The 15,017-nt window shown below is 40.1% G+C and carries 13 protein-coding genes; all 13 read right to left on the bottom strand.

The genetic code is table 11. The annotated features are described in order from the left end of the window. Positions 1 to 439: 439 nt before the first annotated feature. Complete coding sequence (gene glmU / locus C3B55_RS00065; protein ID WP_129210351.1) at positions 440 to 1,807, bottom strand: bifunctional UDP-N-acetylglucosamine diphosphorylase/glucosamine-1-phosphate N-acetyltransferase GlmU; 1,368 nt, start codon at positions 1,805 to 1,807, stop codon at positions 440 to 442. Positions 1,808 to 1,931: 124 nt separating this feature from the next. Continuing rightward, the gene (locus tag C3B55_RS00060; RefSeq protein ID WP_129210350.1) at positions 1,932 to 2,345 is read right to left on the bottom strand and encodes a F0F1 ATP synthase subunit epsilon; all 414 of its coding nucleotides are present in this window, start codon (positions 2,343 to 2,345) and stop codon (positions 1,932 to 1,934) included. Between the two features lie 44 nt (positions 2,346 to 2,389). Beyond that, positions 2,390 to 3,766 (bottom strand): F0F1 ATP synthase subunit beta, encoded by a 1,377-nt coding sequence (gene atpD / locus C3B55_RS00055; RefSeq protein ID WP_129210349.1) that lies wholly within the window; start codon positions 3,764 to 3,766, stop codon positions 2,390 to 2,392. A gap of 27 nt (positions 3,767 to 3,793) precedes the next feature. Beyond that, positions 3,794 to 4,654, bottom strand: a complete 861-nt coding sequence (gene atpG / locus C3B55_RS00050) for a F0F1 ATP synthase subunit gamma (protein WP_129210348.1) — start codon at positions 4,652 to 4,654, stop codon at positions 3,794 to 3,796. Positions 4,655 to 4,709: 55 nt separating this feature from the next. Continuing rightward, a complete protein-coding gene (atpA, locus tag C3B55_RS00045) occupies positions 4,710 to 6,254 on the bottom strand; it encodes a F0F1 ATP synthase subunit alpha (protein ID WP_129210347.1) in 1,545 nt (514 codons plus the stop codon). A 21-nt stretch (positions 6,255 to 6,275) separates the two neighbouring features. Then, positions 6,276 to 6,812, bottom strand: a complete 537-nt coding sequence (locus C3B55_RS00040; protein ID WP_129210346.1) for a F0F1 ATP synthase subunit delta — start codon at positions 6,810 to 6,812, stop codon at positions 6,276 to 6,278. Between the two features lie 12 nt (positions 6,813 to 6,824). Beyond that, the gene (locus C3B55_RS00035; protein ID WP_129210345.1) at positions 6,825 to 7,295 is read right to left on the bottom strand and encodes a F0F1 ATP synthase subunit B; all 471 of its coding nucleotides are present in this window, start codon (positions 7,293 to 7,295) and stop codon (positions 6,825 to 6,827) included. A 55-nt stretch (positions 7,296 to 7,350) separates the two neighbouring features. Then, on the bottom strand, positions 7,351 to 7,611 hold the full coding sequence (gene atpE / locus C3B55_RS00030) for a F0F1 ATP synthase subunit C (protein WP_129210344.1): 261 nt from the start codon (positions 7,609 to 7,611) through the stop codon (positions 7,351 to 7,353). A 133-nt stretch (positions 7,612 to 7,744) separates the two neighbouring features. Further along, positions 7,745 to 8,614 carry a F0F1 ATP synthase subunit A gene (gene atpB, locus C3B55_RS00025; protein ID WP_129210343.1) on the bottom strand — a complete coding sequence of 290 codons (870 nt, stop codon included), beginning with the start codon at positions 8,612 to 8,614 and terminating at the stop codon, positions 7,745 to 7,747. A gap of 14 nt (positions 8,615 to 8,628) precedes the next feature. Further along, positions 8,629 to 9,039, bottom strand: a complete 411-nt coding sequence (locus C3B55_RS00020) for a F0F1 ATP synthase subunit I (protein ID WP_129210342.1) — start codon at positions 9,037 to 9,039, stop codon at positions 8,629 to 8,631. 1,515 nt (positions 9,040 to 10,554) lie between these two features. Continuing rightward, a complete protein-coding gene (gene rsmG / locus C3B55_RS00015) occupies positions 10,555 to 11,190 on the bottom strand; it encodes a 16S rRNA (guanine(527)-N(7))-methyltransferase RsmG (RefSeq protein WP_457912703.1) in 636 nt (211 codons plus the stop codon). Between the two features lie 5 nt (positions 11,191 to 11,195). Then, entirely contained in the window at positions 11,196 to 13,088 is a 1,893-nt protein-coding gene (gene mnmG / locus C3B55_RS00010; RefSeq protein WP_129210340.1) for a tRNA uridine-5-carboxymethylaminomethyl(34) synthesis enzyme MnmG, read from the bottom strand. A gap of 558 nt (positions 13,089 to 13,646) precedes the next feature. Continuing rightward, positions 13,647 to 15,017, bottom strand: a complete 1,371-nt coding sequence (mnmE, locus tag C3B55_RS00005; RefSeq protein ID WP_129210339.1) for a tRNA uridine-5-carboxymethylaminomethyl(34) synthesis GTPase MnmE — start codon at positions 15,015 to 15,017, stop codon at positions 13,647 to 13,649.

Below are 15,017 nucleotides of genomic sequence, written 5' to 3'. Positions count from 1 at the left end.
GCCATGGATTTATAATATACTTGATGTAAAAAGCATCACAATATACCAGAATAACAGCTCTGATAACGCTGAGATAGGCCAAGCAATAAAATATTGACTAACCCCTTAGGACATCATGATCGCACTATTATAGCTCTACAACGGAATGATAGATTTTACTTTTTAAGATAACTAGAATATTACCAGTATGGTAACTATTGGAGTTTTAAGCTGTTTAACTAATTTATCTACACCAACTTCTTTTATATATTGAATATTATATCCAAGATGTTAAAACGTCCTTTGACGTATATTTAAAACACTCTCATTATAAATGAGAAATCATCTCATCTTATTGGCAAAAGATCATAAAGTTGTGAATTATATCTTTTATGCACAGATTTAAAAAATTACTAAATAAATATGTAAACGAGCAATAACTAATATAAGTATTGATACTTTAAGTCTTTTTAGTCTTCACTGGGCGCTTCCAGCCGTTAATGTTGCGCTGACTAGCGCGAGCAACACCTAACTGAAAGTTATCTACATCTTGATTGATAGTAGAACCTGCAGCTGTAGTAGCACCATCACCCACTCTCAATGGAGCAACCAATGAATTATTAGCGCCTATAAATACGTCTTCGCCCAATACAGTCTGGTGCTTCTTAGCACCATCAAAATTACAGGTAATAGTACCTGCGCCAATGTTAGTGCGCGCACCAATAAAAGCATCACCAAGATAAGTTAGATGATTAACCTTAGTGCCCTCACCCAAGTAGGTATTTTTTAATTCAACAAAGTTACCTACTTGAGCGCGAGCACCGAGAACACTACCGAAACGTAACCTCATAAAAGGTCCGGCCTCGCTATCCTCACCCATTACCGCACCTTCAAGATAACTGTTAGCTTTAACCACTACTCCTTTACGTAAAGTGCTATCTTTAATAATACAGTTAGGACCAATAACTACGTTGTCTTCAATGATTACACGACCTTCAAGGATTACGTTAATATCAATTAATACATCGCGGCCTACAGTAACCTCACCACGTACATCAAAACGTGCCGGATCAAGCAATGTTACACCTTGAGCCATAAGGTGCTGACCTGCACGTAGTTGATAATGACGCTCTAGCCTTGCTAACTGTTTTCGATCGTTAACCCCATATACTTCCATTGAGTTATAAGGCTGTTCAGTGGCAACCAGCCAACCATCACTCACTGCCATTTTTATTACATCAGTAACATAATACTCACCCTGAACGTTATTGTTAGATAAGCGACTTATCCAGTTAGCTAACTTATTAGCTGGAACAGCGAAAATACCAGTATTGATTTCATTAATCATACGTTGCGATTCACAGGTATCCTTTTGCTCGACGATAGCTACGACCTTACCATCGATATCACGTATAATACGACCATAACCAGTAGGATCATCTAATACAACAGTAAGCAGGCCAATTTGGCCAAACACTAGATGCTTGAGTAGGCGTCGTAAAGTTCTGACTTCGATAAGTGGTACATCACCGTAGAGAATTAATACGTTATCTGCGCTTATAAATGGTGTAGCTTGCGCAGTGGCATGGCCAGTACCAAGTTGCTGCTCCTGCAATACAAAATTCAAATCATCTGCCGCTAAGAGTTTATGCACTACATCAGCTCCGTAGCCAATCACTATATGAATCCGCGATGGCTTTAATTGTCTAGCGCTGCGGATAACATGACTCAACATAGAGTGACCAGCAACCTGATGTAATACTTTTGGCAGGGTCGAACACATGCGGGTACCCTGGCCTGCAGCGAGAATAATAATTTCAAGAGACATTAATCACTACCAATCCTGAGCTAGTCAGCTTTAATGCTAAAAGAGGTATTTTAATAAAAAAGAAAAATGGTAGCTTTGCTACCATTTTAAATCAATTATGCTGGAAGTATAACGGATATGGCACTTACTTTTGACGAATCTGCTGGAGCGTATGCAACTGAGCTGCAGCTTCAGTTAAACGTAAAGCAGCACTATAATCGAAATCTGAACTATTTTTATTTAGTGCCTTCTTAGCAGCCTTGATTGCTTCCTTGGCGAATACTTCATCAATATCACCAGCACGTTGAGCTGTGTCAGCAAGCACCTTAACCATGTGTGGTTGAACCTCAAGAAAACCACCAGAAACATAAAAGACTTCCTTTTCCCCTCCTTTTTTAGTTAAAGTAATCGAACCTGGCTTTAAACTAGTGATTAGCGGTGTATGGCCGTGTGTAATACCAAGAGCACCAAGTTTACCACGTGCAATCACCATTTCTACAAAACCAGAAAAAATTTCTGCTTCCGCACTGACGATATCACAGTGGATTCTCATCACTATCTGATTGCCTCAACCTGATTAGTTCCATTGTTTAAACGCTTAAATTAGAGTTTCTTGAATTTTTCAATTACTTCTTCAATGCCGCCGACCATATAAAATACTTGTTCTGGCATATAGTCATAGTCACCGTTAAGGATGCCTTGAAAGCCGGCAATGGTATCTTTTAAGAAAACATACTTACCAGAAGCACCTGTAAAAACTTCTGCCGCGAAGAATGGCTGCGATAAAAAGCGCTGAATTTTACGGGCACGGCTTACTAATTGCTTATCGGCTTCTGACAACTCATCCATACCTAAAATTGCAATGATGTCTTTCAGTTCTTTGTAACGCTGTAATACATACTGGATGCCACGAGCAGTGTCGTAGTGCTCCTGACCAATTATGTTAGGATCTAACTGACGTGAAGTTGAGTCGAGCGGATCTACTGCAGGATAAATACCAAGAGAAGCAATGTCACGAGATAGCACAACAGTAACATCTAAATGGGCAAAAGTAGTCGCAGGAGACGGGTCTGTTAAGTCATCAGCAGGTACATATACCGCTTGAATCGAGGTAATAGAACCTGCTTTAGTTGAAGTTATACGTTCCTGCAAAATGCCCATCTCTTCAGCTAAAGTAGGCTGGTATCCTACTGCTGACGGCATACGGCCAAGCAGTGCCGATACTTCAGTGCCAGCCAGAGTATAACGATAAATATTGTCAATAAACAGCAGAACGTCGTTACCTTCGTCGCGGAACTTCTCAGCCATAGTCAGACCAGTAAGTGCAACGCGTAAACGATTTCCTGGCGGCTCATTCATCTGACCATAAACGAGCGCAACCTTATCCAGGACATGGGAATCTTTCATCTCATGGTAGAAGTCATTACCTTCACGAGTACGCTCACCAACACCTGCAAATACAGAATAACCACTGTGCTCAATAGCAATGTTACGAATGAGCTCCATCATATTGACGGTTTTACCTACACCAGCACCACCAAACAAACCGACTTTACCACCTTTAACAAAAGGACAAACTAAATCAATAACTTTAATACCGGTTTCTAGTAAATCATTACCGCCTGCTTGTTCTGCAAACGATGGTGCTAAACGGTGGATACCCCAGCGTTCTTTGGTATCTATAGGGCCAGATTCATCAATCGGATTACCTAATACATCCATTATTCTACCCAAAGTCGCTTTACCGACTGGTATAGAAATAACTGCGCCAGTGTCAACAACATGTAGCCCACGCTTTAAACCTTCGGTTGAACCCATTGCAATGGTACGAACTACGCCATCACCAATCTGCTGCTGAACTTCCAGAGTGATTTCAGCGTCTTGTACTTTCAGTGCATTGTAGATGCTCGGTACGCTGTCGCGTGGAAATTCCACATCGATAACGGCGCCGATGATTTGAACGATATGTCCACTACTCATAGCTGGATCCTCTGAATATTTGAACCGTTAAACCGCAGCAGCGCCACCGATGATTTCCGAGATCTCTTGGGTGATCGCACCCTGACGCGCCTTATTATAGATTAACTGCAAATCACTTATTAAATCAGTAGCGTTATCAGTAGCGTTTTTCATCGCTATCATACGCGCTGCTTGTTCAGCTGCGTGATTTTCAACTACCGCCTGGTAAATTTGTGATTCTATATAGCGCATTATCAAGCCATCAAGCAATTCTTTGGCATCTGGTTCGTATAAATAGTCCCAGTAGTGTTTTAGTTTTTGATCTGGAGTCGCTAATAGTGGAATTAATTGTTCTATAGCTGGTTGCTGGATCATCCTGTTGATAAATTTGTTGGATGCAATAGACAAGCGACTAATACGACCATCTAGGTATGAATCCAGCATGACCTTTACACTGCCAATCAAAGCATGAATTGACGGCTCTTCACCTAGGTGGTTAATAGCCGCAACAACATTACCGCCGAAGTTACGGAAAAAAGCTGCACCCTTACTACCAATAACACATAGATCGATCTTGATACCTTTTTTATAGTGTACCTCCATGTCCTTAACTAAAACCTTAAAAAGGTTAATATTTAGACTACCGCATAAACCACGGTCACTACTAACTACTACATAACCTATACGGTCAACTTCACAGTTAATCATGAACTGGTGACGGTATTCTGGATTAGCGTTGGCTAAATGTCCAATTATCTGACAAATACGCTCAGCATAAGGACGGCTAGCAACCATACGTATTTGTGCTTTACGCATTTTACTGACTGCTACTTTTTCCATGGCGTCAGTAATTTTTTGCGTACTTTTAATGCTAGCAATCTTACTTTGAATCTCTTTTGCACCTGTCATGTCAAACCTATCAGGTTAGTAAGCTTGAGAACTTTTTACAGCCCACAAATGCGACTTACCAAGTTTGGGTGGCCTTAAATTTCTCGATACCAGATTTTATACCAGCATCTATTTCGGCATCAAATTCACCGTTCACGTTAATCTTAGCCAATAATTTTGTATGATCACGTTTAAAGTAAGCAATTAGCGCTTGCTCAAAACTACTAACCTTAGTAATTTCTACGTTAGTCAAAAACCCGCGCTCAGTGGCATATAGTGATATAGCTATATCAGCAATTGACATTGGGGCATACTGCTTTTGCTTCATTAGCTCAGTAACAAGCTGACCATGTTCAAGTTGCTTCCTGGTTATTTCATCTAAGTCAGAAGCAAACTGGGAGAATGCTGCCAGTTCACGGTACTGAGCTAAAACAATTCGAATACTGCTAGAGAGTTTTTTTATAATTTTAGTCTGAGCAGCACCACCAACACGGGATACGGAAATACCGGCATTTACTGCAGGACGGATACCAGAGTTGAACATAGAGGATTCCAAGAATATTTGACCATCAGTGATAGAAATCACATTAGTCGGAACAAACGCAGAAACGTCTCCAGCCTGAGTTTCGATTATCGGTAACGCAGTTAAAGAACCTGTTTTGCCTATTACTGCGCTGTTGGTAAACTTTTCTACATATTTTTCAGAAACACGAGATGCACGCTCTAGCAGACGAGAATGAAGATAAAATACGTCACCAGGATAAGCTTCACGACCTGGCGGACGGCGCAGTAGCAGGGAAATCTGACGATAAGCCATTGCCTGTTTAGATAAATCATCATAAACAATGAGCGCGTCTTCACCGCGGTCGCGGAAGAATTCACCCATGGTACAACCGGAGTAAGGTGCTATAAATTGCAACGCAGGAGATTCTGAAGCACTCGCAACAACAATAATTGTATTGGTTAAAGCGCCATTTTTTTCTAGAGTGCTCACTACATTAGCAACAGTGGATTGCTTTTGACCAATGGACACGTAGACGCAAAAAATACCACTATCTTTTTGGTTGATAATTGCGTCGACCGCCAGAGCGGTTTTACCTATCTGGCGGTCGCCAATAATTAACTCACGCTGGCCACGACCTATAGGAATCATAGCATCAATAGCTTTGTAGCCAGTTTGTATAGACTGTTCTACTGATTTACGCCAGATCACACCCGGCGCAACCTTCTCAACTGCATCGGTCTTAGTATTACCCAATGGGCCTTTACCATCAATAGGGTTACCTAGCGCGCCAACTACGCGACCGAGTAGTTCTTTGCCAACTGGAACTTCCAAGATACGACCGGTACACCTGGCGCTCATACCTTCAGCTAAACCGGTATAAGTACCTAATACAACAGCACCCACAGAGTATTGCTCAAGGTTGAGGGCCATACCATAAAGACCGCCTGGAAATTCGATCATCTCTCCGTACATTACGTCGGCTAGACCATAAATCCGTACTATACCGTCAGATACACTAACGATAGTACCTTCGTTACGGGCTTGAGAAATAACATCGAGTTTATCTATACGACCTTTGATGATTTCACTTATTTCAGAAGGATTAATTTGCTGCATTGCTCTATTGCCCCTTGAAACTCAAGATTTCAATGCTTCGGCAAGTTTCGAAATTTTTCCACGAATCGAGCCATCGATAACCACGTCGCCAGCACGGATAATAAGACCACCAATCAAAGATGCATCCTCAGATAATTGTAGGTGTACTTCCCGATTAAGTCTTGTAGTGAGAGCCTTAGCGAGTTTGCCTTGCTGGTCTTGATTTAATGCAAAAACACTAGTCACTGCAACGTTTACGGATTTTTCTTCTTCGGCTTTGTATTGATCGAACAGAATAGAAATTTCTGACAAAATTTGAAGACGATTATTTTCGGCAACGATATAAATGAAGTTCTGTGCCTTTAGATTCAACTTATCACCACACACTTCAATACAAGCAGCAGCTTTGTCTGCACTCGTCAAGCTTGCATCATGAAACAAACACTGCATAGTATTGTCTTGAGCTACTGCTGCAGCCAGACTGAGCATAGTAGACCAAGAGGTCAGCTGCTGATGGGCATAGGCGTATTCAAAGGCTGCTTTTGAATACGGTCTAGCCAATGTTTTTAATTCTACCATAATCACCTTCGCTTAAATTTCATCAGCCAGCTGGTTTACTAGTTCTGCATGTACATTTCGATCTATTGTAGCACGAAGGATCTTTTCAGCACCTCTGACTACTAAAGCACCTAATTGAGTACGTAAAACATCTTTAACGCTATTCAGTTCATGTTCAATTTCAGCATTAGCTGCAGCCTTTAAAAGGTCAGCTTCGGCACGCGCTTGATCTATAGCCTCTTTGACGATTTGGTTGCCGCGTTTCTTCGCTTGCTCAATGATTTCAGCCGCCTGCTCCTTAGCTTCGCGCAGTTGATAACTAGCTTTCTCTTGTGCTAACCCTAGATCATGAATTGCACGAGCAGTCGCATCTAAACCATCTGCGATTTTTTTCTGGCGTTCACGCAGTGCTGCGGTAGCCGGAGGCCATATAAACTTCATACAAAATACTACAAAAATAAAAAACGCGACAGATTGACCTATTAAAGTTGCATTAATGTTCACCTCAATACCTCGCTTATTCGTTACTTATTACCTTTAATCAACTAAAAAAATCAAGTTATTGACTAGCAATTTGAGCAACGAAAGGGTTTGCGAAAGTAAAGAACAAAGCTATACCAACGCCAATCATGGTTACAGCATCGAGCAGACCAGCGACAATAAACATTTTAACTTGCAGCATTGGAACCATTTCTGGTTGACGAGCTGCGCCTTCCAGAAACTTGCCGCCTAATAGACCAAAACCAATGGCAGTACCCAAAGCGCCAAGGCCAATCAGCAATGCAACAGCTATAGCAGTTAGCCCAACTACAGTTTCCATTTTTCCTCCAGACTTGTATGTCGTAATATTTAAATTATATAGCAGTAAAACACATTATTTCATAGCTAGATATGACCTCATATTTATTTCATGTATTAACGTACATGACATTAAATAAGTTACAATATTGGTCTTAGTGATTATCTTCATGCGCCATCGATAAGTAAACTATAGTTAACATCATAAATATAAAGGACTGCAAAACTATAATTAAGATGTGAAACACGGCCCATAACAATTGTAAAATAATGCCAAGGCCACCAAGCCAGAGCAGATCACTATTAAACATCACAGCGATCAGAATAAATATTAATTCACCGGCATACATATTACCGAACAGTCGCAGAGCCAATGAAATTGGCTTGGCGATTAAGGTTACAAATTCTAACAAAAAGTTAGCTGGAATTAGCATGGTTTGAACAAAGATATTCTTACTTCCAAATGGATGTAGTGTTAGCTCACCTACAAAGTTACTAATGCCTTTGATTTTAATGCTATAGAAAATAATCAACACAAACACTGACATGGCCATTCCCATGGTAGTGTTAGGGTCAGCAGTAGAAACTGCACGAAATGGAATGTGGTGATCACCAGTAATCCACATTGCTAGCTGAGGGATCCAATCAACCGGGATCAAGTCGACAGCATTCATCAGGAACACCCAGACGAAGATGGTGAGCGCTAGCGGTGCAATAACTGAACTACGGCCATGGAAACTATCTTTCACACTGTTATCTACGAATTCAATTAATATCTCAATGAAATTCTGTAGGGTACCTGGCTGATCAGAAGTTGCTTTCTTTGCTACCATGCGAAAAATCATGATAAAAACTAGACCAAGCGTGACTGAGAGACCTAGAGTATCTAGATGAAACGCCCAGAAGCCCATTTCTTTAGCTTCTGCTATAGTATGGGCAAAACCCCAACTACCGTTAGGAGCTTGGCCAAAAGTTAGATTCTGCAAATGGTGTTGTATATAGCCGGAAGCGTTTACTTTTGTCATGGTTGCCTCAAACACTATAAGTTTTTTGCAAGATTTACTTTCATTAGCAATGGCGCAAACCAAATGACCATTTGAGTCAACACAAAGACTCCAAATAGAGCTAACGGCGTCAATGGCTGAAAACCTACAAAGATCAGCGTAAACAAGAATGCTGTTAAAATTAGTTTCTTGATCTCACTAGTATAAAATAACCGAACGATAGACTGAGCTGCTATGGCGCCAGAAAATCGAAAGACCCTATGAGTAAAATATATATTAGGCAGAAAACTCATTAAACCTCCGTAGAGACCTGAATATCCAGCTATGACACCATACCAATACCAAATCGCCAATGCGGCGATTAGCAAAACAACAAGCTGAGCTAATAAAATCGGAAAAACAGCTAAGCGGTGAAATGGCAACGTGTTTAGCGTGCGAATTTCCATCACTTTACTCCTGGATAGTCAGCTACTAAAAATCACTCTAGCATATTTTGTTTGAATACAATATGTACAAGAGAATGATAACGATTTAACTAATATGCAAGCTTAATATAGTAATTTGCTATCGTATGCTACATAATTAAATGTTTAATCTCCTATCAAACAGAAAATTTTAAAGCTTATCAGTTATATCTAATAAAGAATTATTATTTAATTTTTTACCGTTAAGAATTTGCATTACAAGCGTTCATGATGACCAGTAAAGCATTGCTTAAAGTAGGCGATATCCGAATTAGGATAATTTATTTTAACTATTATAGGTTATAAACCTATCGCTGAGCTACTGAGCGAATTCAAGATTTAATCTTGAATAACAATTAATTCTCGTGCGAAACAGTATATATATACTATCCACTTATTTATTTTTCTACATACCATATAACATTGCTAAGATATTTTTGCTAGCTAGCAGGTGCGCACCAGCATCGTTAACTGCTTATATTTCAACATTACCGTACAAATTATAGTAATGCTAGATTAGCAACATCACAGTCTGTGCCTGAATAAAGTTAGCTAAACTTTCTAGCACATTATAAATACATATTCACGGATAGCTAAATATTAGCTGTTCTAAGTCAGATTAATCAATAAGCAATTATACTTTGCATGCATCAATGTATACTGCTTTTTAAAATTCTTTAATCATAGCGATAGCCGTAAAACTCAGCAGCGCATACAGAGTCTATGTCATAAACTTAATTTCTTGATAGTCACGCTGATTCTCTAAATTAAATAGGCAGTAGTGGTGCATAAATTTATGCTGTATATAAAGCTAGTTATATTGACTAGCTAGTACCAGGTAAGCCATGACTAACAAAGATAGTTATTGCTTACCTGGTACTGGAACAGTATAAGCTTTGCACATTTTTATTAGACTAATACTAAATAAGATTATGGTTTGATACAGTTGATAGCTAAATGTTCCTTAAACTGCACTAATATAGCGCTTATCTAAAGCATGTAAGGGTTCGACATAATATACGCAGTTAGTTTTAAACCTGCAGGTACAGATTTTATATTTTTTTAGCGAGACGCTTTATTTGATCCACAAGATCACACAACTTATGTATTTAATTGTGCTAAACGCTATATGCAGCTAAGTACCATGACATTAGATGTCAATAAGTTCAACATCAGAATCGTTAAATATAGTCACTATTCGATTAATAATATAATCTGTATTTACATAATACTACTTAAACTGTGATCTCATTATATGTAGCTGACAAAAGTTGATAACCATTAGCCTCCAATAGAGCACGCTCTCAACTAAGCTGCACTCGCTAGTCAACAAATTATAAATCATGTCTATGAAGTAATTTATAAGCAATGTTGCTTATTAGCAACCAAGAATGCTGCAAGGTTGATGGTAAGTGGTAATTTTCTAAATGCTATTTTTTAATTAGTTATTATTAACTATAGTACATATCTTGGCTGTTCTTGATGGCGCCCATCGAATCATGCCGTACGGCGCAGCACTAATAAATGGCGTTGACCTAGGAAACCTGGTACAGCTAACACGTATTTACTATGGAGATAAAAGTCTGATGGTAATGCTAATAGCTCATCGTTTGGATAGACTCCTTTCATTGCAAGCCAATGAGTATCAAGGTCGCCTAAGTAGCGTGTCCAGTTAATAAAATTAACGAGACTGCTAAATGCACGAGCAATAATTCCATTAAATGACAGTTCAGGTGTGATTTTTTTAACCTGATTATGGAGGACTTGAAGGTTCTCCAATTTAAGCTGGAGTTTTACCTGGGTCATAAAGCGAGCTTTCTTGCCGTTACTGTCAAGGCACGTCACCTGTAAACATGGGCACAGGATAGCTAATGGGATACCTGGTATTCCAGCGCCACTGCCAACATCAAGCCAATGGCCATTTTTTATAAATGGCATCACACTTAAACTATCGAGCAAGTGACGTGAAACCATTTGTTCAGGATTACGTACTGCAGTTAGGTTATAAACCTTGTTCCATTTTATCAAAATGGCTAAGTAACCTAACAGCAACTTATGCTGATTTACAGTCAGGTTGACGCCTAGCTGACGCGCACCTATTAGTAACTCGTCCGCTTGTTGATAAGCAAGCAGAACACTCAAGAGTGTTTCTCTAAATTACAAATTTTATTATGTTTTTTCAAAAAAATCATTAATAGTGAAATCGCTACCGAGGTGATACCAGGAATACGTGAAGCTTGACCCAAAGTTTCTGGGCGATTTATTCTTAATTTACTTTGAATTTCTTTCGATAACCCAGAGATATTAGTATAATCTATATTTATGGGTAACTTCGTATTTTCACTGGCAAGCAAGCGCAAGATTTCGACTTGTTGCCGATTAATATAGCCGGCATATTTAGTTTTGATTTCAACCTGCCGGGCAACTTGTGGATCTTCCGTACCATGACCTATCACCTCAACCAGACCAGCATAGTTTATTTCTGGACGGGACAGCAGGTTGAACAAGTTATATTCATGAGTTAGCGGTGTACCGAATTTTTTGGTAATCGCATCGCCATGTTTAGTACCAGGGCAAACCCAAATACTTTTTAAGCGTTGCTCTTCTAATGTGATGCTTTCGCGCTTTTTGCAAAAAGCTTCCCAGCGTGCATCATTGATTAAACCTAACTCTCGACCTTTTTCAGTCAGGCGCAAGTCGGCATTATCTTCACGCAGCATCAAACGATATTCTGCTCTGGAAGTAAACATCCGATATGGTTCTTTCGTACCACGGGTAATGAGGTCGTCAACTAAAACGCCAATATACGCCTCATCACGACGTGGGCACCAGCTGTCTCTGCCTTGTGCATGCAGTGCTGCGTTAACCCCAGCCAGTAAACCCTGGGCGCCAGCTTCTTCATAACCAGTGGTACCGTTAATTTGACCAGCAAAAAATAAACCGCTAACTACTTTAGTTTCTAAACTATACCTTAAGTCACGCGGGTCAAAATAATCGTACTCGATAGCGTAGCCTGGACGTACTATATGCGCATTTTCCATGCCGCAAATCGACTGTATAACCTGAATTTGCACGTCAAAAGGCAAAGAAGTGGAAAGTCCATTAGGATATAGTTCATGAGTAGTCAAACCTTCAGGTTCGATGAAGACCTGGTGGCTTTCTTTGTCGGCAAAGCGGTGGATTTTATCTTCGATAGAAGGACAATAACGCGGGCCAATACCCTCAATTGCCCCAGAATATATTGGTGAATGATCTAGGTTAGCAGCAATAATATTATGGGTACTTGCGTTAGTATGAGTAATCCAGCAACTAACTTGTCTTGGATGCTGTTCTTCGGAACCTATAAATGACATCACTGGAACAGGTATATCACCAGCTTGTTCGGTCATTACTGAAAAATCCACAGAGCGCCCATCGATACGTGGTGGGGTGCCGGTTTTTAATCGGCCAACACGCAGTTGTAATTCACGGAGCTGTTTTGCCAGAGTAATAGACGACGGATCACTATTACGGCCACCAGAATATTTCTGCATACCAATGTGTATCAGTCCACCAAGAAATGTACCGGTAGTCAAAACTACAGATTCTGCAAAGAAACGCAAACCTATCTGAGTAACAACACCGCATACTTGGTTTTGTTTGATGATTAGGTCATCGATAACTTGTTGAAATATCCATAGGTTAGGCTGGTTTTCTAGAGCTTTGCGTACTGTCGCTGTGTACAAAATACGATCAACTTGTGCTCTGCTTGCGCGAACAGCTGGGCCCTTACGTCTATTAAGTATGCGAAATTGAATACCACTCTTGTCAGCAGCTATCGCCATCACACCCCCAAGGGCATCGATTTCTTTGACCAGATGACTTTTGCCAATTCCACCAATTGCTGGGTTACAACTCATAGCACCAATGGTCTCTATGTTACATGTCATCAGCAGAGTTTTGACGCCTATACGTGCTGACGCTAGTGCTGCTTCAGTACCGGCATGACCGCCTCCGATAATAATCACCTCAAAACGAGAAGGAAAATCCACTATACACCTCGTGTTTGCTTATTTTAATCAAAAAAAGAGTTGTTTATCGAATCAATTTTCGAAGCTTTTGTGACAACAAGTATATAGATTGGATAATTCTTCAATTATACTTTGAATAAAATTCAACTATTTATAAATATTATAAAAGATATTATTCTAATAAATAAATAATTCTTATCTAATTATATCTATAATTAGTAAGCTTGCTTTCTGTGGATAAGCTTATTTGACCCTTTTCTTATGCTGCGTACAGCATTTGAAAAACCTGTGGTTATATACTCATAAGACCTTTGGATAAGTGCTTTAATCCTGTTTATTAAACAGTGCGTTCTTAACATAGAAAGTTTCTACGTACAGTTTGAATCATGTTATCAACTGAGTACATGAGCTGTTATTCACAGGATTTTATCAATATAAAATTATATACATAACTACATTAAGCATATGTCAAGGCTGCCACTCTCTGAGTGGCAGCATATCATAAAAGCAGGCATGACATTTCTTTAGGATAGTAACATAGACAAATCCAAAAAAATTTTGGATGTAAACAATAGTTAGTTATTTTCCGACACAGAAATTTGAAAAGATTTTTCCTAGCAAATCATCTGAACTGAATACGCCAGTAATTTCACTTAGTATTTGTTGTGCCTGACGAAGATCTTCAGCCAACAACTCTCCTGCCCCTGTTAAGTTCAGTTGAACGCTAGCATGTTCTAATTTTATACTAGCGTCATGCAGTGCCTTAAGGTGCCTTTGGCGTGCACTAAAGCTATTTTCTGGCGTTTGTGTATAGCCAACACAGGCCTTAAGATGATTGCGAAGCAATTCTAGCCCGTCGTTAGTTGATTTTATACTGAGGCTGATAGTGACATGACCATCTTTGCTGGTTTTAATGGCAATAGATTCATTGGTTAGGTCTGTTTTGTTGCGGATCACGGTTACCTTGTGTAAATCTGGTTGCTGTTTAAAAAACTCCGGCCACAAGTTAAAAGGGTTCACAGCTTCTGGTGTAGTAGCATCTACTACTAGTAGAACATGATCAGCCTCATCTATCGCCTGTAGAGCGCGATCTACACCAATCTTTTCTACTTGGTTTGCGGTATCATGTAGACCAGCCGTATCAACCACGCGTATAGGCATGCCATCGATATGTATATGTTCTTGGATGATATCCCGAGTAGTACCGGCAATCTCAGTGACGATGGCGGCTTCACGACCTGTGAGGGCATTAAACAGGCTGGACTTGCCGGCATTTGGCCGGCCGGCAATGACGACCGTCATGCCATCACGCATTAAAGCGCCTTGGCCAGCCTCGTGCTGCACTGTAGATAATTCATCGCGAACTTTATTCAAACATGCTAAAACGTGGTCATCGGCGAGAAAGTCAATTTCCTCTTCAGGAAAATCAATTGCAGCCTCAACGTAGAGGCGCAAGTTGATCAGCTGTTCAATTAAGTTATGTATACGTATAGAAAACAATCCCTGTAATGAGCGCAATGCATTACGCGCTGCCTGTTCAGAACTAGATTCGATCAAATCGGCAATGGCCTCGGCCTGAGCTAGGTCTAGTTTATCATTAAGGAATGCACGCTCGCTAAATTCGCCTGGGCGAGCTAGACGGCAACCAAGCTGCAGACAACGTTGCAAAATCATATTTAATACAACTGGGCTGCCATGGCCATGCAGTTCCAGGACGTCTTCCCCGGTAAAGGAGTTTGGTCTCGGGAAATAAATGGCAAGACCCTCATCTAATACGCATTTACTGGCATCAAGGAAAGGACCGTAATGCGCAAAACGCGGTTTTAACTTGCGTCCTGTAATGGCTTGAGATACAGAACCTGCAAGTGACCCAGAAATTCGAACAATACCGATACCTCCACGACCTTGATTGGTAGCTACGGCAGCAATGGTTTCACTAAGAGCCATCAT

It is taken from the genome of Candidatus Pseudomonas adelgestsugas (genome assembly GCF_004124255.1).
In the GTDB taxonomy this organism is placed as follows: Bacteria; Pseudomonadota; Gammaproteobacteria; order Pseudomonadales; family Pseudomonadaceae; genus Aquipseudomonas; species Aquipseudomonas adelgestsugas.
This window is presented reverse-complemented; position numbering and strand designations above follow the sequence as displayed.

What these genes read in the sequence shown, in the direction of transcription:
- glmU (WP_129210351.1), bottom strand. Translation starts at nt 1,807, where the DNA reads ATGTCTCTTGAAATTATTATTCTCGCTGCAGGCCAGGGTACCCGCATG.
- atpD (WP_129210349.1), bottom strand. Translation starts at nt 3,766, where the DNA reads ATGAGTAGTGGACATATCGTTCAAATCATCGGCGCCGTTATCGATGTG.
- atpG (WP_129210348.1), bottom strand. Translation starts at nt 4,654, where the DNA reads ATGACAGGTGCAAAAGAGATTCAAAGTAAGATTGCTAGCATTAAAAGT.
- atpA (WP_129210347.1), bottom strand. Translation starts at nt 6,254, where the DNA reads ATGCAGCAAATTAATCCTTCTGAAATAAGTGAAATCATCAAAGGTCGT.
- C3B55_RS00040 (WP_129210346.1), bottom strand. Translation starts at nt 6,812, where the DNA reads ATGGTAGAATTAAAAACATTGGCTAGACCGTATTCAAAAGCAGCCTTT.
- atpE (WP_129210344.1), bottom strand. Translation starts at nt 7,611, where the DNA reads ATGGAAACTGTAGTTGGGCTAACTGCTATAGCTGTTGCATTGCTGATT.
- atpB (WP_129210343.1), bottom strand. Translation starts at nt 8,614, where the DNA reads ATGACAAAAGTAAACGCTTCCGGCTATATACAACACCATTTGCAGAAT.
- C3B55_RS00020 (WP_129210342.1), bottom strand. Translation starts at nt 9,039, where the DNA reads ATGGAAATTCGCACGCTAAACACGTTGCCATTTCACCGCTTAGCTGTT.
- mnmE (WP_129210339.1), bottom strand. Translation starts at nt 15,017, where the DNA reads ATGATGGCTCTTAGTGAAACCATTGCTGCCGTAGCTACCAATCAAGGT.